At 59.6% G+C, this 20,262-nt stretch carries 17 protein-coding genes; 4 read left to right on the top strand and 13 right to left on the bottom strand.

All coding sequences use genetic code 11. The annotated features are described in order from the left end of the window. Positions 1 to 4: 4 nt before the first annotated feature. The 3 genes from FJE54_RS05435 to FJE54_RS05425 form a co-directional block, all read right to left on the bottom strand. Positions 5 to 550: a 4Fe-4S dicluster domain-containing protein gene (locus tag FJE54_RS05435; protein ID WP_369406386.1), complete on the bottom strand. Its 546-nt coding sequence runs from the start codon at positions 548 to 550 to the stop codon at positions 5 to 7. Between the two features lie 616 nt (positions 551 to 1,166). Next, a complete protein-coding gene (locus tag FJE54_RS05430; RefSeq protein ID WP_139651694.1) occupies positions 1,167 to 1,547 on the bottom strand; it encodes a helix-turn-helix domain-containing protein in 381 nt (126 codons plus the stop codon). A gap of 388 nt (positions 1,548 to 1,935) precedes the next feature. Further along, positions 1,936 to 3,606 (bottom strand): amidohydrolase, encoded by a 1,671-nt coding sequence (locus tag FJE54_RS05425; protein WP_180326581.1) that lies wholly within the window; start codon positions 3,604 to 3,606, stop codon positions 1,936 to 1,938. Positions 3,607 to 4,032: 426 nt separating this feature from the next. Between FJE54_RS05425 and FJE54_RS05420 the strand changes: the two genes are divergently transcribed. Further along, entirely contained in the window at positions 4,033 to 5,256 is a 1,224-nt protein-coding gene (locus FJE54_RS05420; protein WP_139651692.1) for a putative antibiotic biosynthesis monooxygenase, read from the top strand. A 72-nt stretch (positions 5,257 to 5,328) separates the two neighbouring features. Here FJE54_RS05420 and FJE54_RS05415 read toward each other — a convergent pair whose 3' ends face one another. The 4 genes from FJE54_RS05415 to pdxS all read right to left on the bottom strand — a co-directional run bounded on the left by FJE54_RS05415 (position 5,329) and on the right by pdxS (position 9,847). Beyond that, positions 5,329 to 5,820, bottom strand: a complete 492-nt coding sequence (locus FJE54_RS05415; protein WP_180326580.1) for a response regulator transcription factor — start codon at positions 5,818 to 5,820, stop codon at positions 5,329 to 5,331. 393 nt (positions 5,821 to 6,213) lie between these two features. Further along, positions 6,214 to 7,200 (bottom strand): sigma 54-interacting transcriptional regulator, encoded by a 987-nt coding sequence (locus FJE54_RS15970; RefSeq protein WP_180326579.1) that lies wholly within the window; start codon positions 7,198 to 7,200, stop codon positions 6,214 to 6,216. A gap of 1,001 nt (positions 7,201 to 8,201) precedes the next feature. Next, the gene (pdxT, locus tag FJE54_RS05405) at positions 8,202 to 8,831 is read right to left on the bottom strand and encodes a pyridoxal 5'-phosphate synthase glutaminase subunit PdxT (RefSeq protein WP_139651689.1); all 630 of its coding nucleotides are present in this window, start codon (positions 8,829 to 8,831) and stop codon (positions 8,202 to 8,204) included. A 110-nt stretch (positions 8,832 to 8,941) separates the two neighbouring features. Further along, complete coding sequence (pdxS, locus tag FJE54_RS05400; RefSeq protein ID WP_139651688.1) at positions 8,942 to 9,847, bottom strand: pyridoxal 5'-phosphate synthase lyase subunit PdxS; 906 nt, start codon at positions 9,845 to 9,847, stop codon at positions 8,942 to 8,944. 311 nt (positions 9,848 to 10,158) lie between these two features. On the opposite strand from pdxS, the gene pdxR reads away from it, so the two are divergent. The 3 genes from pdxR to FJE54_RS05385 all read left to right on the top strand — a co-directional run bounded on the left by pdxR (position 10,159) and on the right by FJE54_RS05385 (position 14,515). Beyond that, positions 10,159 to 11,721, top strand: a complete 1,563-nt coding sequence (pdxR, locus tag FJE54_RS05395) for a MocR-like pyridoxine biosynthesis transcription factor PdxR (protein WP_139651687.1) — start codon at positions 10,159 to 10,161, stop codon at positions 11,719 to 11,721. 491 nt (positions 11,722 to 12,212) lie between these two features. After that, on the top strand, positions 12,213 to 13,346 hold the full coding sequence (locus FJE54_RS05390) for an aminotransferase (protein ID WP_139651686.1): 1,134 nt from the start codon (positions 12,213 to 12,215) through the stop codon (positions 13,344 to 13,346). Between the two features lie 8 nt (positions 13,347 to 13,354). Then, the gene (locus FJE54_RS05385; RefSeq protein WP_139651685.1) at positions 13,355 to 14,515 is read left to right on the top strand and encodes an aminotransferase class I/II-fold pyridoxal phosphate-dependent enzyme; all 1,161 of its coding nucleotides are present in this window, start codon (positions 13,355 to 13,357) and stop codon (positions 14,513 to 14,515) included. Between the two features lie 84 nt (positions 14,516 to 14,599). Here the strand turns inward: FJE54_RS05385 and FJE54_RS05380 are convergent, their stop codons facing one another. The 6 genes from FJE54_RS05380 to FJE54_RS05355 are packed head-to-tail and all read right to left on the bottom strand — an operon-like array spanning position 14,600 to position 20,192. Then, entirely contained in the window at positions 14,600 to 15,079 is a 480-nt protein-coding gene (locus FJE54_RS05380) for a 4Fe-4S dicluster domain-containing protein (protein WP_139651684.1), read from the bottom strand. Beyond that, on the bottom strand, positions 15,076 to 15,663 hold the full coding sequence (locus FJE54_RS05375) for a 4Fe-4S binding protein (RefSeq protein ID WP_139651683.1): 588 nt from the start codon (positions 15,661 to 15,663) through the stop codon (positions 15,076 to 15,078). The genes FJE54_RS05380 and FJE54_RS05375 overlap by 4 nt, the downstream gene beginning before the upstream one ends. A 37-nt stretch (positions 15,664 to 15,700) precedes the next feature. Next, complete coding sequence (fdhF, locus tag FJE54_RS05370; protein WP_139651682.1) at positions 15,701 to 18,127, bottom strand: formate dehydrogenase subunit alpha; 2,427 nt, start codon at positions 18,125 to 18,127, stop codon at positions 15,701 to 15,703. 4 nt (positions 18,128 to 18,131) lie between these two features. Further along, positions 18,132 to 18,713: a 4Fe-4S dicluster domain-containing protein gene (locus FJE54_RS05365; protein ID WP_255467235.1), complete on the bottom strand. Its 582-nt coding sequence runs from the start codon at positions 18,711 to 18,713 to the stop codon at positions 18,132 to 18,134. A 1-nt stretch (position 18,714) separates the two neighbouring features. Next, positions 18,715 to 19,569 (bottom strand): bifunctional 5,10-methylenetetrahydrofolate dehydrogenase/5,10-methenyltetrahydrofolate cyclohydrolase, encoded by an 855-nt coding sequence (locus FJE54_RS05360; protein WP_139651681.1) that lies wholly within the window; start codon positions 19,567 to 19,569, stop codon positions 18,715 to 18,717. An 8-nt stretch (positions 19,570 to 19,577) separates the two neighbouring features. Continuing rightward, positions 19,578 to 20,192 carry a cyclodeaminase/cyclohydrolase family protein gene (locus FJE54_RS05355; RefSeq protein ID WP_139651680.1) on the bottom strand — a complete coding sequence of 205 codons (615 nt, stop codon included), beginning with the start codon at positions 20,190 to 20,192 and terminating at the stop codon, positions 19,578 to 19,580. Positions 20,193 to 20,262: the final 70 nt, after the last annotated feature.

The following is a 20,262-nucleotide window of genomic DNA, read 5'->3' as shown; positions in this document are numbered from 1 at the left end:
CTCGCTATACTCGTGCGTCCAAAAACGATTCCATGAACGATTCGACGGTCTTAGCCGCTTTGCCGTGCTTGATCGCAGCCTCTGTTGCGAAAAACCTGTCATCAGCGAGAAACAACCCGTCGGTCGGACACGCTTCAACGCACGCCGGCCCCGCTTTTCTGCCAAAGCATAAATCGCACTTGATGACGACCGGCGTTTGCCCAGTTTCGAACGTCAGACCCCCGAACAGTTCGACACTCGATTTCGATCCGATGGAAACGGCGCCGAACGGACAGGCAAGCACACAGTTCTGGCAACCGATGCATCGCTCTTCGCGGATGCCGACGCGGGCACCGTCGGAATACAGACATCCCGTCGGACAGGATTTGACGCACGGTGCATCCAAGCAATGATGGCAGCCTATGGGAGCCGACACTTTCATCGTCGTAACGAGCTGGAGACGAGGACCGGTCGTCTCGCTTCCCTCGTGCGACCGAATGCACGCTACCATGCACGTCTTGCAGCCAATACATCTGCTTGGATCCGCAAAGACGAAACTTCTCGCGGCCATACACGTACCCCCTTTTTCACTCGGTGCCTTGCCCCGAAGACAGGCCTACGCCCACATGGATGTCTGCACAGAATGGTGATGATCCCCCGAGCAGGTTTTCACATCTAATCAGCCGCTAACCCCCTTTGTCAAGAATGGGCGCCGATGTCCGACCCCAAGGCAAAAATGTGGGATTTTTGCTGATATTGCCTTATTAATCAGGGTATATACTTGGACCGATGCAATTTCGAATTAGATAGCATGCAAATTACCAGACAGTTTTTGAACAGGATATGCGTATCACGTACGTTATACGGATTGTGGTGATTTGCATGTAAAACGCCCCGATTGGCGCGTGAGGCGAGACCATTCCCCATCGTCTCCAGAGGTTTTTAGAAGAAAGAAGGCAACACACGAAATCGTAGACCAGGCGATCAAGGCGCAACGCGCAAAGAACGCTGAAGAAGCCGCAGAAGAAGAGGAAGCCAAGAAAGCTTCGTGGACGCCGACGCCGACGCCTCACGTGTAACCCTGCTACCGTCGCACCGGTACCCGATGCCGGAAAACCCGTGCATCGGGTACGGCGCTTTCACGGTCAGCACAAACTTTATATCTCGAAGGCTCCCTGTCCGTATCCCTATCCTACGTGCGGAGACACAATCCCGACAACCACAACGGCGGCAAACAGCACGAGAATAATGCCGCCGACGATGCAGAACGCCTTCCACGCCTTGCGCACCGATTCTTTGCCGCTTTCGATATCCCTGTACAGCGAGGCAACCCGTTCGTCGGTGCGGTTCATGTCTCTCACATCCTGCACATCCAACCCCCGGACCAGTTCGTCGAGCGTCATATCGAAATAGTCACTTAAGAGCACGAGGCGCTGGAAATCGGGATACGACTGCCCCGATTCCCACTTCGACACCGTTTGCCGCGACACCTGCAGCTCGAACCCAAGCTCTTCCTGCGACAAACCGCGTGATTTCCTGATCGAGCAAAGCTTCTCGTTGAATTTCATCTTCTACCCTTTCTCTCTACGTCACAAGCCGTCTTGCGACGTAGATCAGTAAAGGAAAAGCCGGCAATATCGGCAACCAACCGTTGTTGGCAATTCGTCAATTTTGGCGAACATCGGGCTTTCTCGCAAAGAAATCGTCCGTAAAAAAACGGCAGCGCAAGAGACTTCGGTGCACATGATCGCCAGCTGCCTAAGGACATCGATAAGCGACAATACCTCATATCGCGCGGAAACCATCCTACGGTCCGAAACCGTCAAGGCTCAGGCTTCGAACGCAAAACCGGCACCTGCCGAACTTCGTATCCCTCGAACGAAGCGGCGGGTGCCGATCGGGAAGAGCAGTACTCTCGCATTCAGCTAATAACGCTACGCTGAACAACTTTCTACATTAGGCCTCATACACTACTTCGCCGCCGAGGAAGGTCTTGGCCACCTTGGTCGTACGGTAGTCCTCCACGTCGCCCTCGATGAAGTCGTTGTCGAACAGGCACAAGTCGGCGAAGTTGCCCACCTCGACCGAGCCCATCTTGTCGTCGTCGTGGCTGAAGAACGCGGAGTTCTTCGTGTACATGATGAGGGCCTGTATTGGCGTCACCTTCGACTCGTCGCCCTTGGAGAGGGTCTTGCCCGTGGTCTCGTCGAGGCGCGTGATGGCGTAGTACATGCCGAGCAGCGGATCGCAGGTGACAACCGGGCAATCCGAACTGCCGCCGGCTATGATGCCGTTTGAGAACATGAGACCCGGCGACTGGAAGCGCTCGACCTGCTCGGGCCAGAACAGGGGCTCCTCGCCCATCTGCGAGACGATGGTCGGCTGTAGGCATACGCCCACGCCGAGTTCCTTCATGATGGGCCACTGATCGTCGTAAGGCAACTGGTAGTGGATGAGGTAGTGGCGCAGCTCCTTCACCGGCCGTATCCTGTTGGCTTCCTGGAACGCGTGCAAGGCTCTGTCTTCGCTCATGTCGCCGATGGTGTGGATGCCGAACTGCCAGCCGAGTTCAGTCGCTTTGCACACAAGAGCCGTGATTTCCTCTTCGCTGTAAATGGTGTCGCCGTAGAAGCCGGGGCGCTGACGGTATTCCTTGCGCTTCATGGCTGCCGTAAAGGCTGCCGTGATGCCGTCGAGGGTGACCTTGCAGCCGTTGAGCTTGAGCATCTCGTCGCCGAAGCCGGTGACGCAGTCCATCTCGTCCAAGCGCCTCAAGTTCTCCTCGAAGGATCCGAACTGCGGGTCGAGGTAGAACATGAGGTTCGCGCGGTAGGTGAGCTTGCCCTGCTTCTTCGCTTCGCCGTAATAGCGCATCTGCTTGTAGTTGAGGTTCGCGTCGATGGCGCTCGTGATGCCGAAGGAGTTGAGACGCCGCCCGATGAGCGCAATGCTTTCGACCTGCTGTTCATCGGTCAGCGGCGGCTTGGCGGCAAACATCGGCATAAGAGCCGCGTTCTCGTACAGCATGCCGTCAAGCTCGCCGTCATCGTAGTGCCCGATGGTTCCGCCCTCGGGCTGCGGCGTATCCTTCGTGTAGCCGACCGCTTCGAGCGCAAGGGAGTTGGCGGCAACCGTATGAGCCGACATATGCAGCAGAATGAGCGGATTATTCGGGGCTATCTCGTCGAGCTCGCGGCGTGTGATAAGCTCTTGGCTGTCTTCCCAGATGAGCTCGTTCCAACCGTCGCCCTCGATCCACTCGCCGACGGGAGTGTTTGCCACCTTTTCTTTCAAAGCGTCGAGAATAGCCTGGCGGCTCGTCACGCCGTTGAAGTCGAGGTTGAGCATCTGCTCGCCAGTCCATTTGCAATGCATGTGGCACTCGACGAAGCCGGGGGTGAGAATCTTGCCGGTCGCGTCGACGACCTCGGTGTGCTCGCCGACGTACTGGTCCATCTCGGAGGCCTTGCCGACGGCTATGATCTTGCCGTCCTTGGCGGCGACGCCGCCGTCCTCGATGATGGGGAACTCGGTTTTTCCAGCTTTGACCTCGTCGCACGTGATCGCGACGGTGTAGATCTTAGGATGCTTGATGACCAGATCGGCTTCGGGATACCATGTTTTCATGCTGTACCTCCTTGTAGGTGTGCCTGCCTGATGCAGGCGTGCAGACAGCATCGATGCGTGCACGATGTGCCGCTCGTAGCAGTTTCCCCTTGCTCCTTGACTGATCTCAGTATGAAGCGGTCCCAGCGTCGAGCACAGTGTCCGAAAGTGTGATATTTTCTCCCATCTCATACCTTGAGCTGTTTCGTATAATCCCTGCGCGAGACAAGGATCCCGCTTATTCTTGGTACGACGAACAGCCCGTTTGGGCATGATAAATCATTCTTTCGGCTCATTGCTTTTCAGAGCTGGACCCGTATGATGAAAACACCCTTTTTCCTTGGCACAACGGCATGACCGCTGGGCCGAATGCTATGCGATCAGCATTGGTTTACCCTGCACAACGCAGGGGTTCGACCCCTTTTTGCATACAGGAAAGGAGTTAGCATGGACCAAAACTCCACCACAACTTCTCGGAAAGAAATATTGCCGGTTTTCATAGGCACGGTCGTCGGCGCGATCGTCTTGTTCGCCGCGATGAACGCACTTCAGCCGATGCTGATGGAAAACAACTACATCCATGATTTCGGCACCATGCTCACCGGCGCCATGGAGGGCACGGTATTCTATAAGGTGATGTGGTACTTCGCAGATTTCACCGAAGCTACCTTCATCGCCTCCGTTCCCGCATCGATCTTCATGATCATCGGTGGGTTCGTTGCCGCCTACCTCGAGCGTAAGAAGTCTCGCTACGCAGGGACCGGTGTAGACGGCCACGGACACATCTTCAGCGGCATGTTCTTCGCTACCGCCGCTGCAATCCTTTTGGGAATGCTGGTCTTCGGCGAGCTGTACCCCGGATGGACGGGATGGATTCCCACGTTCGCCGTAGTCCTTACCGTTCAGGTTCTCGTACTCTTCTTCGGCGTGAGCGCCGCGAAGATCGCGACGTCGGTGCTGCTCGGCACGCTCATCACGTTCCCCGTTGTCTACGTGCTCCAAACGTTCGTCGTGGGACCGCTTGCGCTTCCCCTGTTCGTCGCGGTCTCGATCGGCGTGTTCATCGTCGTACCGCTGTGCACGGCGCTGTTCAAGCTGTTCCCCTGGATGAAGATCGTCGAGCCCGAGACGCCTCCGGCCGAAGAGATCAAAGAAGAGGAAGCGAAGTCCTCGCCGACCTCGTTCTTCCTCAACCGCGTGTTCGGCGATGTGGGCGAGCTCGCCATCTGGGGCAGCTCGATCGCTACGGTTGCCATGTACGTCGGCGCGATCATCGGCTGGTTCCTCAATCCGCTTGAGCCGGCCTACGGCGCAGGAAACTTCCCGCTGCTCATCGCCTCGCAGATCGTCGTTGCGGCGCTCGCCATCTTCATCTATTATCCGAAGTGGAAGAAAGAGGGATGGGCGTTCACCTTCCCGGGTATCGTACTCGTGTCGGCCATCGTCGGCAGCTATGCTGCAACCGGTACGATCAGCGACATCGTAGTGGCCGTGCTCACCATCGCCATCGGAGCCACCATCTTCGCTCCCATGGTCGAAAAGGTCATGGCGCTGTTCCGCTACAAAGGGTCGTACCACGTAATCGCGTTGATCCAGCTCTGCATATTCTCCATCTGCATCATTTGGTCGTTCGTGCTTATGTACGTGATCCTCCCGCTGTTCGCGGGCTGATGAAATTCCACGGCGGAAAGCCCTCGTCGGGTTTTCCGCCGTACTTGATTGCCTTTTGTTCCAGAAAGGGCGCTAGCAACCGCAATAGAATTTGGAAACCAGCGTGGCTCTATTGGCAGCTTTCGCCTTGTCGAAAATCTTCTGCATATGGGATTTGACCGTTGATAAGCTAATACACAATGTCGAGGCAATTTCGGCGTTCGTATACCCTTTGAGAACGAGTTGGAATATCTCCTTCTCTCTCCCGGTAAAAGTCTCGAGGGGAAAACTATCGCTCGCAGCGTGAAGCCGCTCCATCGGCTCGACGCGAATAATGCACGCTTCGTCATTGGCAGGATCGTCAGCTATGCAAATGCGATACTCCGAGCCGGCCGAGGTTTTGAACGTAACGAGCTTGCTCTTACCTTTCGCATCGGCAGGATGTGTTTTCTGCATAGTCGCCTCCTTTTCCGTATCGTAGAACACGAGTGCAGCCGAATGCGGCTGCAGCGTATCCCGCAGGCTATAAACCCGCAGGCATAAGAGACTGTTGGGATCATGCTGCACTTCTTTTACCCACAGCATGGATCCATTCGGACGCTGTTTCCACCCCCTACCGCTCTCGTCCGGCATTGCTGCAGCGACGTCTACGAAAACCTCGAACCGAAGTCGTCGTCTTGTTGCTGCTTTTTCCTCTACCCCATTTCATGCATGAAACGTGCCAACAAACCTCCTGGGAATAGACGCAGGTCACGAACAGCAGTCTCGATAGAGCCGTCTCATTTTTTTTATATGTACGTGCATCGCTGTTTCGTCCTGAGACACATGAGGACAGAAGAAGCGCCGCTGCACGCGTGGGCTACAACTGCGCACGGGACAAGCTACACGAAGGATGCCGCATGCGTTCATGAGGGCTAGCTTCGCGCTGCCGACAGGTTGCAGCCGCGAGTGCATTCGGAGTCGATGCGTGAGTTCGCCTCAGGCGTGTTCGCTTTCGTATTGCCTCAGCCGCCGATACAACGTGGCCCGACTGATGCCCAGCATGTGCGAAGCTTCTTCGACGTTTCCGTACGCGGTTTTCATAGCCAAGGTGATCGCTTGCTTCTCGAGCGCCGCCAAGGACAACGTGCATAGACTGCCGTCTTTGCCGTCAGACCCAGTTTTGAGATTCAGGGAGGTCGAACCACGCACCGATTCCGGAAAGTCATCGTGACTTATTTCGCTTCCCCGAGAAGCGAAATAGGCTGTAAGTACAGCATTCTTCAACTCTCTGACGTTTCCCGGCCACGTATGGTTTTTGATGACGGCCTCTGCTTTGCGGGAAAACCACTTCGGACCACCGTGGTTTTGCTTGCACATGTCTTCGAGAAAACATTGGGCGAGAAAGAGCTTATCGACTCCCCTGTCCCGCAAAGGAGCGAGCTCTACCGTCAGCACAGAAAGACGGTAGAGGAGATCTGCGCGAAAAGAACCGCTTTCGACCATCGCTGCAAGATTCTTGCTTGAAGAAGAGATAACTTTGCAACCGACGCGCTTGTCCATCCTTCCCCCAAAACGCACAGCCTGCCTATCGTCAAGCACGCGGAGAAGCGCACCTTGAGCATCGGGTGACAAGGCGCCGACCTCGTCAAAAAACAACGTGCCCCCTTCGGCTCGCTCGACGATCCCCAGCTCACCGGCGCGTTCGCCCCCGACACTGCGTCCGACTTCATGGCCGATACAACAACCTTCGATGCCTTTCGGAAAGATAGTTGCGCAGTCGATTGTCAGAAACGGGCCATCGCAACATCGTTCGTTGTGCATCGCCTGGGCGAAGAGATTTTTTCCTGTCCCCGATTCGCCGATAAGCAGCACATTCTCTTCCGCGAGCGCAAACCGCTTCGCCTTATCGACCGCACGCGTCATGGCAGAACAAACCCCGTATACATCGGAAAAACGCGTAGCGAAACTCTCGTTCGGTTGCACGGGGGCTTTCGTTCCGATAACCGTACGACGACCCCGATCTCGCTTTCCGCTTTTTCGGGCCGCACCCGTTTCGCATCGGCAGCATGCAAACTGATGCGAAACGGCAAGGGCCGAGCTCGCTATCAATCCGAACGTGCGGGACAAAATCTTTTGAAACCACCTGGGCCAGGGCACTGGGGGAGCATGCTGGGTGAGCAGCAGCGAAGCAACCACTCTGTTGCACTCGTCTACGATCGGTGCCGCACTTGCGACAAGGTTGTGAAGTGCGAAACAATAGTGTTCGGGTCCGATAACCTGAAAGGGAGTCTTGTATTTCATGCACAGCGTATGGGCGTTGGTCCCCATCGTCGCTTCGTCCGAAATCACACGTGCTGCCTTTTGCAGGCAAGGATCGCAACCGCCTTCTTGGACGAGCTTGATTCCGCGCGAATCGATGAGTTCGAACGTGCAGTCTTCGGATAAGCCGAGACGTTTCACCATATCGAGCGCAGGCTTTGCAGCGAGGATCAGCGATGCGTTCTCCCTGATCGCATCCTGATGTTGTTGCTCCGATATAGGGGCGCCCATCTGCTTTTTTCTCGGATCGACCCTTGTTTCGGCACTGCGAATCCACGATTCCGCAATTTCTCGACGCACGAAAGGAGACTCCCGTGGGTTCTGCTCCCCCGTCAGGAAACGAGCTTTCGCCGCAAAGGTTTCGCGCCAAATCGTTGTGTCGGCATGACATCCATACGAAGCCGCAAACCACCGAGCATCTTGTCCGCTGAGCTCTCGAAAAGTCATAGTCGTTCCAAGCCTTCGGCTTCAAGCATGCCTGCAGCCTCTACGAGCCGGCGCGACACGATGAACCGCATACTCGTCAGCAACAACGCGTTCATCGGATGTCCGCGCAGACCCCGGTTTCCCGACCGCACAAGTCGCTTGAATTTATTATTTATCGATAATAGCAGCCGCGATCAGGGGATGCGTGCAACATTTTAATCTTCTCAAATTGAGACAGGCTAGGCGCTTTCGCATGCGAGAAATGCTGCAAGCACCCGATCGTCCTCATCGAGCTCAGGATGAAACGCCACCCCGATCTGGTTTCGATACCGGACGGCCACGATGGCATCGCCGACGCGCGCAAGAGTTTCGACGCCCTTTTCTGCTTCGGTAACGAGAGGTGCGCGGATGAACGTCATGGGCACCTCAGCACCTCCGTCGAACGGCGCGTTTGCATGAAAGCTCCCGAGCTGCCTGCCGAAAGCGTTGCGACGCACGGTTACGGGCAGCGTGGCAAAATCGCGCACTTCGGACGCCGCGCTGCCGCTGCCGACCGATGCCGCATCTTCGATGCGCTCTGCCAGAAGAATGAGCCCTGCGCAGGTCCCGAGCACCGGCATGCCCGCAACGATGCGCTCGCGCAGCGGTTCGAGCATGCCGAGCTCGCGCAACAGCTTCGCTTGCACGGTGCTTTCCCCGCCCGGCAAAACGAGGCGGTTAAACGCCTTGTCCAAATCGCTTGCCCGACGCAGCTCGATGCAGGAACAGCCCAACCGCTCTAACCGACGCTCATGCTCGACGAACGCACCCTGTACGGCAAGAACGGCCACCGTCTGCGCCGCAAAGGACAGTCCCTCAGATACGCTCATTTCGAAAGACGCCCTTGTTTCAACCAGCACGCCCGGCTCACTCGGTGGCCGATGCGCCATACAGTCGCAACCCACGGCGTCAGCCGCAGTTCTCGCATTCAAACCAAGACCTACTTCCCGCGCTCGGCCATGAGAAGATCGATCTCCTGCTCGTTTATGCCCACCATGGCCTCGCCGAGGTTTTCGGACAGTCGAGCGATCATCTCGGCGTCATCGAAGTTGGTTACGGCCTTGACGATAGCCTGTGCGCGCTTGACCGGATCACCCGACTTGAAGATACCCGAACCCACGAATACACCTTCAGCGCCGAGCTGCATCATGAGCGCTGCATCGGCTGGGGTGGCCACGCCCCCCGCCGCGAAGTTCACCACGGGTAGCTTGCCGTTTTCGTGCACGTACCGTACAAGGTCGTAGGGCACCTGCAGCCGCTTCGCCTCCTCGAACAGCTCGTCGTCGCGGAGTGACGCTACCTTGCCTATCTGCGCGTTCATCATCCTCAGGTGCCGGACGGCTTGCACAACATCACCCGTGCCCGGCTCGCCCTTCGTGCGAATCATCGAAGCGCCTTCCGCAACGCGCCTGAGCGCTTCTGCAAGATCGCGCGCACCGCATACGAACGGAACGGCGAATGAGGTCTTGTCGATATGGAAGGTGTCGTCGGCGGGGGAAAGCACTTCGCTTTCATCGACGTAATCGATCTCGATCGCCTGCAGAACCTGCGCCTCCACGAAATGCCCGATGCGGCACTTCGCCATCACGGGGATGCTTACCGCGTGCTGGATTTCCCTGATCATAGCCGGGTCGCTCATGCGCGATACGCCGCCTGCCGCCCTGATGTCGGCGGGAATCCGCTCAAGCGCCATAACGGCGCACGCCCCCGCTTCCTCTGCAATGCAAGCCTGCTCGGGCGTGGTCACATCCATGATCACGCCCCCCTTGAGCATCTGGGCAAGCGCTCGATTGAGAGTGCTTCTGTCTTCGACCTGTTCGTTTGACTGTTTTTGATCCGTTGCCATGCGCTGCTCCTTAACGTTTGCGATGGGTGCCCGAGTCGTTGCGTCGGCTTGGACCCGTATGTGTACAGGGCACGATCCTACCGCTCGCTTGGTCTTAATGGTATTATCAGTTTTAGTAAATTTGTTATTGCCAGTTTATAGCCAGAACCTACCGCGCGCATACGGTGCACCGTCAAAAGAATCGCACGCGTGTTCAGGAGCCGCCAGCCAGTACGCACGTGCGCAGGACGCGGCATCAAAGGATTGGGCGCGAGCCTCGGAGCCGCTGGCCAGCACGCATGTGCGCTTGACGCGAAACGCAAGGAGGACGTTTGCTTACCTATCCGCTCGACCGCCGCGGCGAAGACAGCCTGTACACGTACCTGTACAAATGCATCCGAGCCGACATCGAAACAGGCGTGATTGCCGCACGTGAGAAGCTTCCTTCGAAACGCGCGCTTGCGCGCCATCTCGGGGTGAGTCTTATCACCGTCGAAGGTGCATACGCGCAGCTCATCGCCGAGGGATACGTGTATTCCCTCGAGCGGAAAGGCTACTTCGCAAGCCCGCTCGCCCTCTCGGCGCTCTCTCTGGATGCAACACCTGCACGCCCAAGCGCCACGATCGCACCGAGCGAACAGCCACCGCATCATGCATCGGATTCAGCATCGGCGCAAAACGCCGTGTCGAATGGCGCTTCTGGCTTCGAACCGACGGCAAAGGATATCGTGCATCCGAAGGCAGTCGATACCGCTCACCCACGAACTGCCGAGCGCCCGCTCGTAGCAGATTTCACGGGAAACTCGGTCGCAGCGGGCCTGTTCCCCTATACCGTATGGGCAAGAACCATACGGGAGGCCCTTGCCGAAGAATCGGAGCAGACCCTGCTTGGCGAAGCGGCGGCGGCTGGCTCGCTGCGGCTGCGCGAATCGCTTGCACGGCACCTGAGCGGGTTTCGTGGAATGCAGGTCGCACCCGAACAAATCGTCGTCGGCGCAGGAGCCCAAACGCTCTACACCATGATTGTCCAGCTCCTGGGACGCAACCGACGCTTCGCCGTCGAAGATCCCGGCTACCCGCGGCTCACTCGAATCTACCAGAACAACGACGTCGCGCTCTCGCATGTTTCGATGGATGATCAGGGCGTCGCGATCGGCCCTTTGCGCGCCTGCGAGGCGGACGTGCTCCATATCATGCCGTCCCATCAGTTTCCCACCGGACGCATCACTTCGATCAGCCGACGCTACGAGCTTTTAGGTTGGGCTTCGGAATGCAAGGGACGCACGATCATCGAAGACGACTACGACTGCGAATTCCGACTTGCGGGCAGGCCCATTCCGCCTTTGCAGGCCATCGACGCAAGCGACTGCGTCATTTACACGAACACATTCACGAAAAGCCTCGGTCCCGCTTTCCGCATCGGCTACATGGTACTGCCCGAGCATCTCGCCGCGCAGTTCGCCCGCAAACTCGGATTCTATTCGTGCACGGTGAGCACGATCGACCAGCTCGCACTCGCACGTTTTATCGACAACGGCGACTACGAGCGTCACGTGAACCGCATGCGCAGCCATTACCGCACCGTTCGAAACGAGCTGGTCGATGCCTTGAAAGCCTCCCCGATCGCCCCGCGCATCGCCATCGAGTCGCAGGATTCGGGCCTTCATTTCATCCTGGGAATCGAATCGCCGCGAAGCGAAGAGGAGCTGGCCGAGGCAGCTCTTGCTCACGGCGTCGCCCTTGCACCGCTCACAAGGTTTTACCAAAGCCGTACACGCATGCTCGAACACGCAGACTGCGAGACGCCGCTTTGCCGATTCGTCATGAGCTACAGCGGCATCGCCCGCGAGACTATCGATGCAGCAGTGCAGGCGGTAGCGAAGGCGGTAGGCTAAAAACGAACGGATGTTTCACGTGAAACATCCGAACGGAACAACAAGCGCTCGGCTCAACCTTTTGTTTCCGCCTCCGAGCGTTTACAATGGCATCACCTTATTCCCCCGAGAAAGGACCAGAAGTGAGGTCAGAACAAGTATGGTAACCGGCGGCGTTTACGCCGCCACGATCCGCTTTCTCGCAGATGCGGATCTTGATCCTCCCCTAGCCGATCCGTCGGCCCCCATCGAAGAACCTCCCGCGCGAAAACCGCCGAACTCGGTTCTCGCATATCCGTTCGCGTCTTGCTTGGACACGCGCACTTGCTTGTCGGCAGAAATCCGCCGAGCCCAGGCCGCTGCGCGCACAAAGCGCGTCCGGCATCGATCTTCGAAACCCTTGCCAACAGGAAACTGCCCGTGCAGCGCCAAGACATAAGTCTTCGGCGCGTATCAGCCTGCACGCAACTGCTGCGTACAACCCATCACCCAAACAGCAAAGGAGCACACGTATGAAAATCCGCGACTTCGGCGTCGAAATCTGGATGAACGCCTACGAGAACGACTGCGAATACAATCTTGCCGAAACCTGCGTCAAATCGCTCACCGTGCAGGAGCTCGTCGATTTGGCCGAAAAGGGCGAGAGCGCGTGGGACGATATCCGCTCAATGCAGCTCACCTACGGCGCCATCGAAGGTTCCGACAGACTGCGCACCGGCATTTCCGGCCTGTACAACACCATGGGGCTCGAAAACATCACGATCACCCACGGAGCCATCGGCGCGAACGACCTCGTTCTCAACGCTCTCGTCGAACCGGGCGATCGCGTGATCAGCGTGCTGCCCACCTACCAGCAGCTCTATTCGATTCCCGAATCGCTCGGGGCCGAAGTCAAAATCTGCCAGCTCTCGCCCGAAAACGGTTTCATGCCCGACCTTGACGAAATGCGCACGTACGCCAACGACGGCATGAAACTCATCTGCGTAAACAACCCGAACAATCCCTCGGGTGCAGTCATGAGCGAAGAATTCATGAGAAAGATCGTCGAGATCGCGCGCGGACACGATGCATGGCTTTTGTGCGACGAGGCGTACCGCGGCCTCAACCACGCGCCGTACGGCGAGAACTTCTCCCCCGCCATGGCCGATCTGTACGAAAAAGGCGTGAGCGTCGGCTCGTTCTCGAAAACGTTTTCGCTTGCGGGCTTGCGCCTCGGTTGGGTGGCGGGGCCCCGCGATCTCATCGAGCGCATCAGCCGCCGACGCGACTACAACACGATCAGCTGCGGCATGATCGACGATTACCTCGCAACGCTCGCAATCGAAAATCGCGAAGCGCTTTTACGCCGCAACCTCGCGATCGTCGAAGCCAACGCTGCGGTACTCGATGCATGGGTGCATCAGGAGCCGCGGATCACCTACGTGAAGCCGGCGGCGGGTACGACGGCGTTTCTCAAATACGACGCCCCCCTCGACAGCGTCGAGTTCTGCAAACGCCTGCTCGACGAAACGGGCGTGATGCTGCTTCCCGGCTCGGCGATGGACAGGGAAGGCTGGCTGCGCATCGGCTACTGCTTCGCCGAAGACACCTCGCAGCTTTCGACCGGTCTCAAGCTCGTTTCGAAGTTCCTCCGGCAATTCGATTAGGTGCAGCCATGAGAAGCTTCGTTGCAACGAGCCTCGCCGGCGATCGGGGCCTCGACGAGCTGATGGCGGCATCCGATGCCGCTCAGGCAGGCGAGGTGATCGATCTCGCGCTCGGCGACCCGGATCTCGATACCGACCGGCGCGTCATCCGCGCAGCATTCGAAGACGCCGAGTGCGGGTACACGCATTACGCTCCCGCGCTCGGGGACCCCGAACTGCTCGCGGCGATCCGTACCGCATGGCGCGAGGATTACGCCATCACGCTCGCAGAAAACCAGATGATGGTCACGGCAAGCGGCTGCCATGCGATGTGGCTGCTCCTTTCGGCAGTACTCGATCCGCACGACGAGGTCGTCATCTTCGCACCGTACTTTTCTCCGTACCCCGATCAAGTGCACCTCGCAGGCGGTACGCCGGTTATCGTAGACACCGATCCCGATAAGGGCTTCGTCCCTCGTGCAGATGCTCTGCGCTCCGCAATCGGAAAGCGCACGAAAGCCGTCATCGTGAACACGCCGTGCAACCCCACAGGCGTCTGCCTTTCGCGCGACCAGATGCAGGATCTCGTCAAAGTCTGCGCGGAGACCGAAACGCTGCTCATCGCCGACGAGATCTATACAGCGTACTCGTTCGGAAAACCGTTCGTGCCGTTCATGGCTCTCGAAGGATCGAAAGATTGCGTGGCTGCCGTACGCTCGTTTTCGAAGGACTTCTGCATGAGCGGGTGGCGGCTCGGCTACGTGGTGGCGCCCGCCGCGATAATCGCCGCGATGCGCCAGGTGAACGAAAGCAATGTGTTCGTGGCACCGACCGTGTCGCAACGCGCCGCCCTTCGCGCCCTCGAACTGCGTGCCGATATTCAGGCTCGCGTGCACGAGACGTATCGGAACCGTAGGGCGTACGCGCTCGAGCGCATAGCGAGGATCGATGGCCTGAGCGCCCCGACAACCGAAGGAAGCTTGTACGTGTTCCTCGACATCCGCGCCACCGGTCTCACGGCAAGCGAGTTCACACGTCGCATGCTTGCAGAAGCGAGCGTGTCGGTAATACCCGGCACTGCGTTCGGGCAAGCGGGCGAAGGGTTCGTGCGCATGGCGCTACGCGTGGGCGAAGAAACGCTTGCGCAGGTGTTCGATCGTATGGAGCGGATAGCGCGACCGCAAAACTAGGATGCGAGCCGGCTCGCTACAGGGCGAATCGGCTTCGGACCCACAGGCACCGAGACGCTGCTTGTCCGCTGTGTCTCGGTGCGCCTACCTTCGCATGCCCGCACGCCGCTGGGCGGCCTGCGCATCGCGAATGCGCTTGCATTCAGGGCAGAGCTTCGTCATCGCACGGGCCAGCGCGGCATCGGCATGGTCGAGCTCCGAGAGCAGCGCGTTCGCATAGGCGACCTCCTTGCGCGAAGCGTAGTAGGCACCGCACTCCTCGCACTCGGCGAGGGCGAACACGCAGCGTTTCGGCGGCTCGGCCTCATCGGCGGGATTCACGTCGGGAAGAAGGCCCATGGCTTTCGTCGGGCATACCGGATGGCAGGCACCGCATGACGTGCACAGCTCGAAGTCGAGCGTCCAGATAAGCGTACCCTCGCCCTCGTCGATAACGATGCCGATAGCGCGCGGCTCGCAGGCGACGGCGCATGCCGCGCACGCGATGCACGCGGAAAAATCATGGTACGGCTTGCCGCGTCGAACCGTACCGAAACAGCGAACCGAACCGCCGTGCGCCGTCATTGTGCACCTCCCTGCTCGGCTCCTCGAACCGCCACCAGCATTTTCTCGATAGCGCCGAGGCGCTTCTCGCGCCCTGCCGCCTCAAGAGCTTCCTCATCGACCACGCAAAGAGCGTTCGTCGGGCAAGCAGCGATGCACTGCGGGCCGGCCTTCCCCTTCGCGCAGAGATCGCATACCGCAACGCAGGAATACTCGCCGGCTGCCTTCTGGCGAAGCAGCCCCGACGAGCGTGCCGTCGCCGTTGGCCCGAACGGGATGCCGCGCGAACGGGAACTTGCGGGCATCGAGGGGTACACCGCCCCGAACGGGCACACGATGGCGCAGAGCAAACAACCCGTGCACAGATCCTCGACTACCTGCATACGATCGCCTTCGCTCATGATCGCACCAGCCGGGCACACGGCCATGCACGGAGCGCCCTCGCATTGGTGGCAGGTCACAGCAGCGGATATATCGCGGGTCTGCACAAGCGAGATGCGCGCGGCAGGACGCAATGCAAGCCTGCGATGGCTCTCGCTGCAGGCGACAACGCATGCATCGCAGCCGATGCATCGATTCGGGTTGACGACGACGAACTTGTTCATACCGCTCTCACCTCGCTTACGCTTCGCTCGCGGCCGCCTACACGGCGGTTTCTTCCGATCCCCACGCACGCTCAAGGGCAAGCCGTGCGTTCTGCGTCCCGAAAGCCTTCCGCGCAGCAGCGTCCGCTTCGGCAACCGCGCGCTCCCGAGCCTCGGTGATGCTCGCAGCAGGTGCGCCCGCGCTTTCCGCTACCGCCCCCGATTCGCCGCCTACCGCGTCCGCGCGTTCGGCCGCCGCGCTGGCGTCGAGGGTATCCGCATGCAGGCCGCCGCCACCCGCCCCGCGCGCCGCGCTGTCGTCTGCACCTGCATCCTGATGCGAAGCCTCTTCGAACAAACGGTCCTTGAGATCGGTGTAGAGCTCCTTCAAGCGTCGCTCGGCCCACAGCTGGTCGGCGATGGGTTCGACCTGGCATGCGCTGTACTTGTCTTCCGGGGTGCCCGACTGCGCATCAGTCGCATGCAGCGTGAGCTCGTTGCACTTGCCGACCCACCACTGATAGGTCATGTACACGGCACCCTCGTTGATGCGCTCGTCCACCGCCGCGCGCGCCATGATCTTGCCGCGGCGCGAATACACCCACACGAGCTGCTCTTCGTCGATGCCGCGCGCCTCGGCGTCCGCCGGGCTCAGGTGCACGTATCCCGGTTCGTCGGCGAGTGCGGCAAGCGCCTTACAGTTGCCCGTCATCGAACGGCACGAGTAATGCCCCACCTCGCGCACCGTGCAGAGCACCAGCGGGTACGCGCGATCGGGAAGCTCGGTCGGCTCGGCGTATTCGGCGGCAAAGAAATGCGCCTTGCCGTCGGGTGTGGTAAACACGCCGCCTTCGTACAACTCGGGTGTTCCCGGATGATCGAGTTCGGGAATGGGCCATTGGGCATGCCCGAGGCCTTCCATCTTCTCGTAGGTGGCTCCGAAGAACAGCGGGCAGAGCTCGCGCACCTCGTCCCATATCTCCTTGGTCGAGGCGTATGCCATGGGATAGCCCATGCGGGTGGAAAGATCCTGGAATATCTCCCAGTCGTGGCGGCATTCGCCCTTGGGCTCGAGAGCCGCCTCGAATCGCTGGAACGTACGGTCGGAGGCGGTGTACACGCCTTCGTGCTCGCCCCACGAAGTCGCAGGCAACACCACGTCGGCAAGTGCTGTGGTTTGCGTCATGAAAATGTCTTGGCTGATGAGCAAATCGAGACCTTCGAGCGTGCGCCGCATTTGAGCCGTGTCAGGCTCGGTTTGCAGCGGGTCTTCGCCGAAGTTGTAGAACGCGCGGATCGAACCGTCGGCAACACCGTGCGGCAGATCGGTGAGCTTGCGCCCTTCCTTCGGCGAAAGCTTCTCGATCGGTACGTTCCATGCATGCGCGAACTTCGCGCGAACCGCCTCATCGTCAACGCGCTGATAGCCGGGATACAAACTCGGCCACATGCCCATGTCGCAGGAGCCCTGCACGTTGTTCTGGCCGCGCACGGGGGCAAGACCGCTCGCAGGCGTGCCGATGTGCCCGCAGATGAGGGCGAGCGCCGCGATCGCATGCACGCTTGCGACCCCTTGGCGCTGCTGGGTGATGCCCATGCCCCACCCGATCACCGCCGAATCAGCCGAGGCGTACAGGCGTGCTGCCTGGCGTATCTGCTCGGCGGGAACGCCGATCGCATCGGCCACGGTTTCGGGAACGTAGTGCTGCACAACCTCCCACCACGCGTCGAACCCTTCTGTGTGCGCTTCGATGAAATCCCAGTCGGCTAAATCCTCGGCAATGATCACGTACGCAAGCGCATTGAGAAGGGCGATGTTCGTCCCGTTTTTCTGCGGCAGGTACATATCGGCAATGCGTGCCGTCTCGATCACGCGCGGATCAGCCACGATAAGCGTTGCGCCCCGCTCCTTGGCCTTGACGATGCGGCTTGCCACGATGGGGTGGCTTGCTGCGGGGTTGTATCCGATGAGGAAGATGCAGTCGGTTTCCTCGAGCACGGGAATGCTTACGCTCATGGCACCCGAGCCGACCGCCTCCATGAGCCCGATGACCGAGGCGGCATGGCAGGTGCGCGCGCAGTTATCGATGTTGTTCGTGCCCAAGCACGCGCGCACGAACTTTTGCATAACGTAGTTTGCCTCGTTGCCCGGCCCGCGCGACGACCCGGTGAGCATGATGGCCTCCGCCCCGTGCTCGTCGATGATGGCCTGCAAGCGCCGAGCCGTAAAATCGAGCGCCTCATCCCAGCTCACGCGTTCAAGCTCGGCCCCTTTTTCACGACGGATCATCGGATGGGTAAGGCGGGGGGTGAGGATTTTCGTATCGTTGACGAAATCGTAGCCATAGCGGCCCTTGAGGCAGAGCTCGCCTCGATTCGTTACACCGTCGGCGGGCTCGGCTTCCACCACATAGCCGTTCTCGACTACGAGGTTCAGCTTGCAACCGGCTCCGCAGTACGGGCAAACGCTCATGTGCTTTTCCATAGATCTACCTTTCGCCCAGGTCCTGGTTCAGCTGCAAGCTCGAGTACGCGGCAGTGGCCTTCGCCGCCTCCTTGCGCTTGTTCTGCGCAGCCCGTTCCAAAAACCGCTGGTCGATGAGACGGAGCGCATGAGTCGGACACGCGCTCACGCACGCCGACCCGCTCGCATGGCCCTCGCACAGATCGCATTTGATCACCGTCGATTTTCGGCGGTTGCGCGCACGCTTCGGCTTCTTCCCCTCGGCCTCCTCAGAAGGCTCGGGCGCGCGCAGACGCTCGGTCACGATATCGACCGCGCCGTACGGGCATGCGAGGACGCAGTTGCGGCACCCGATGCACTTTTCCTTATGCACGCCGACGCGTTCGTCGTCGGAATAGAGGCAACCTGTCGGGCACGCTTCCACGCACGGCGCTTCTGCACAATGGTGGCACCCGACCGGAGCCGATACGGTACGCGTGCACACGAGCTGCAGGCGCGGCACGGCAACGTCTCCTTCGACGTCGTGGCGGTGCAGGCATGCCGCCATGCACGTTTTGCAGCCGATGCACGTGCCGGGATCGGCGATGACGAACTTCCTGCTGATCATGCTACGCGTCGAGCTTACGCACGGCAGCTTCCACCGTATGGGCCATGAGCACCGAGGTCGTCACCGAGCCGATGCCGCCGGGCACGGGGGTTATGGCCGCTACGATAGGCTCGACCTCGTCGAAGTCCACATCGCCGCAGAGATTCCCCTCGTCATCGAAGTTGATGCCCACATCGAGCACCGTCTGACCGGCCGAGAAGCACTCCGCTTTGAACATGCGCGGCCTGCCCGTTGCGCATACGACGATGTCGGCGCCGCGCATGACGGCGGGCAGATCGGCGGTACGCGAATGACAGAGCGTCACCGTGGCGTTGCGGCGCAAAAGCATCATAGCGATCGGCTTGCCGATCACGAGGCTGCGGCCCACGACGACGACGTGAGCACCCTCGAGAGCAACGTCGTAGAAATCGAGTAGCTTCATGCAAGCCGCCGCCGTGCACGGCGCGAATCCAAGATCGCGGTCCATGAACACGGAAGCGAGCGCGGCCGACGAAACGCCGTCGATATCCTTTTCGGTTGCGAGCGCATCGCATACCGCCTGCTCGTCGATGCCTGACGGAAGCGGGCGAAACATGAGGCACCCGTGCACCGCTGCGTCTTCGTTGACCGAGCGAATCGCCGCTTCGATGGCGTCCTGCGCCGCATCTTCGGGAAGCACGGTTTTCTTCACCTGAACGCCGAGGGCGCAGGCACGCTTCTCGGCCGTGCGCTCGTACGAAAGATCGTCGGGCCGCTCGCCCACACGCACGAGGGCAAGCCCAGGCGCGATGCCGCGTTCGGCAAGCACCTGACCGTGCGCCCCGATCTCTCTCGCCAACGCTTCGACAACCGGTTTTCCCATCAAACGCTTCGCCATCGCCAACCCTATCTAATCTCGTCTAACACATATGCATACAGTGTATCCGCAAGCGCGCTTGCATCCTCGATGAGCCTTTCCGCTTCGGCGGTGTACGCCTCGGCCCGCTCGCGATCGCAGATATCTTTCGCGTTGATGTAGATGTTGAGGCTCGCACCGAGCAGCGCCGCTTTCCCGAACGCTACCGCAACGCCTACATCGGAAAGCGCCATGCGGCTTCCGTTGTATGCGAGGAATTCGCAAAGCCCGATCACCTGGGCGCACGATCGCATGATCTCAAGCGGCACGTCGCATGCGCCGATAAGCGCGCTTTGCATGGCCTCGTCTTTCGCATCCTGTTCTTCGGGCGTCGCCTTCGGCATGCCGTAGGCAGCCGCAAGCGGAGCGAACGCGCGAGCATCTTCGTCCACGAGTTCGATGAGCCGCGTGCGCAAGGCAGCAAGCTTCTCGAGCACGATGTAGGTATCGGCCTCCACCGCTTCGTAGCGCTTCTTCCCCACGGTGAGGTTACCTACCATCGAACCGAGTGCCGAGGAAAGCGCCCCCGCGTACGCAGACGCCCCTCCCCCGCCCGGCGTAGGGGCCTTGCTTGCCAAATCAAATATAAACGTCGTATCGAGCATGCTTGTCTCCTGTCGTGCTCGGTCGGCTGGTTCTTGCGGGGCCGTGCGGCAGCGGCTTCGGACGGCACCG

This window comes from Raoultibacter phocaeensis, assembly GCF_901411515.1.
Classification (GTDB): Bacteria; Actinomycetota; Coriobacteriia; order Coriobacteriales; family Eggerthellaceae; genus Raoultibacter; species Raoultibacter phocaeensis.
Note: the sequence above shows the minus strand (reverse complement) of the source record. Positions and strands in the feature narration are given on the sequence as shown.